The organism is Alcanivorax sp. HI0044, assembly GCF_001634945.1.
In genome coordinates this window covers 1-1,529 of sequence record NZ_LWEZ01000726.1, presented here as the reverse complement: position 1 = coordinate 1,529, position 1,529 = coordinate 1, and the positions used below count along the sequence as shown (strand labels likewise).

Sequence of the window (1,529 nt, the reverse complement as noted above, 5' to 3'; positions counted from 1 at the left end):
CGTCTTGCCGGTAAAATCGAGAATCGGATCCATTGTGCTCTCCTTCGTGGAACCGCGGCGAGGCAAACTCACTCTCCGCTTTCAACATCCATCACTTGCTACAAAGCCGCTGCAGGAGCGCCGTTGAGGGCGCGAACGAAGGTGGCAAAACGCTAAGCAGCAGTACCCTAAAAATCCACCCCGCTCTGCCATACCCAGAACGCCCTTCGCGCTGCGCGCGGTTCGTCCCCTGGAAGGGAACTTGTATGTTTGAATGCTCTTCCTGCAACCATGCAGGACTTGCCGGGGTGGAGGGACCAAAGGAGCATCTGACCCAAGGGTACAGACGGTAGGAGATTTGGCCCCACCCCGCACCTATTCATACGCCGATAAAGAATCCATCGGCTGAGTTGCACCTCAGACCGACGATACCTAGCAAGCCAGCGTTCAGGTGCGCCCCGACAAGCATGTGTAACCTAGCGCAAGGGGCTGTTCAGTGGCAATGCAAGTAGAATCCTCCATTATCGGCATCGACGTGGCCAAGGCCGAGTTGGTCATCTATTTCCTGGGCCAGACCTATTCCATTGAGAACACACCCCAAGCCATTCGGGCTTGGCTCAAGGATCTGCCTTCCCTCTGCGAGATAGCCATCGAGGCCACTGGCACTTATCACATGGATGTCATTGAGCTGGCCCACCGTAAAGGCCACCACATCTACGTGATTGATGGTTCTCGCCTCCACCATTACCGCAAGGGCACAGGGGGTCGCGCAAAAACGGACGCCTCTGATGCGCAGCTACTTGCCCGCCATCTGCAAAATGAAAAAGGGGCCTTGCGCCGCTGGAGCCCGCCACCCAAGGCGTATCGGACGCTGCAGACCCTGCTGCGCCGCCGTGCGGCACTGGTCAAGGCACGAACCATTATCCAGCAAAGCCTGGGTGCAGAGCCGCTACTCAAAGCGGGCTTGAAGAGGTTGATCTCTCAGATCAACACGCTGGATGCACAGATCCAGAAACACCTTCGCGACACGGTAAGAGACGCTGGGCTCAGCGAACAGGTGCAACGGTGCAAGGCCCTGGAGGGCGTGGGCGATCTGACCGCCTACGCTCTGGTCATGGCCTTCTTAAGGGGCGACTTCAGGAACAGTGATGCCTTCGTGGCCTTCCTGGGGATGGACGTTCACGTGAGAGACTCAGGCACCAAAACCGGCAAGCGAAAACTGACCAAGAAAGGGGACTCAGAAGCTCGCAGGCTGCTTTACTGCGCGGCCATGGCCGCTCGCCGGAGCAAGCGTTGGGCAGGGGTCTATCAGGCTTATCTGGATCGAGGGCTGGCAACTACCCAAGCGTTAGTCATCCTGGCGCGCAAACTGGTTCGTATCGCCTTCGCGCTTATGAAAAATGGCACCGACTATCAGCCGGCCCCTGCCTCATGAAGACTGGGGTGGACAACATAGAATCTCCTACAGTTGATAACGGTGCGAAGGCAGGCAGGGCCGGACGGCCCTGCCCTGGCAGGATTCAGTCTTTGTTTTTCCAATCCAGACTATA

General features: G+C 57.6%; 1 protein-coding gene. It reads left to right on the top strand.

Features of this window, described 5'->3' with window-relative positions:
* Window positions 1–481 precede the first annotated feature (481 nt).
* Window positions 482–1,414 (top strand): IS110 family transposase, encoded by a 933-nt coding sequence (locus A3730_RS08715; RefSeq protein WP_063519021.1) that lies wholly within the window; start codon window positions 482–484, stop codon window positions 1,412–1,414.
* The last annotated feature ends 115 nt before the right edge of the window (window positions 1,415–1,529 follow it).

What these genes read in the sequence shown, in the direction of transcription:
- A3730_RS08715 (WP_063519021.1), top strand. Translation starts at nt 482, where the DNA reads ATGCAAGTAGAATCCTCCATTATCGGCATCGACGTGGCCAAGGCCGAG.